The organism is Pedobacter immunditicola, from assembly GCF_037482985.1.
GTDB lineage: Bacteria > Bacteroidota > Bacteroidia > Sphingobacteriales > Sphingobacteriaceae > Pedobacter > Pedobacter immunditicola.
Genome location: NZ_JBBHKC010000026.1, coordinates 1 through 301 on the forward strand (window position 1 = coordinate 1; position 301 = coordinate 301).

Annotated in this window: 1 tRNA gene; it reads left to right on the top strand. The window is 43.5% G+C overall.

Features of this window, described 5'->3' with window-relative positions:
• Positions 1–13 precede the first annotated feature (13 nt).
• Positions 14–90 (top strand) — tRNA-Ala (locus WG905_RS19500).
• Positions 91–301 lie beyond the last annotated feature (211 nt).

The window sequence follows — 301 nt, forward strand, 5'->3', positions numbered from 1 at the left end:
TTTGATTCTAAATGGGGGATTAGCTCAGCTGGCTAGAGCGCCTGCCTTGCACGCAGGAGGTCAACGGTTCGACTCCGTTATTCTCCACCATCACCCGGTCTGATAAGAAAGGCCATTAAATGGGGCAGACAGTAGTAACTGTATTGCCCGGGGATTGAAAAGTTCTTTGACATATTGGAAGAAGTTAATAAAGAAGAGCAAACAACAATAGAGACGTTGTTAGCTTTGATCTTAACAAAACAGGACATGAAAATGCTCGCAAGGGTGTTGATTGGACTTATTGAAGGGAGAAAGGGTTAAT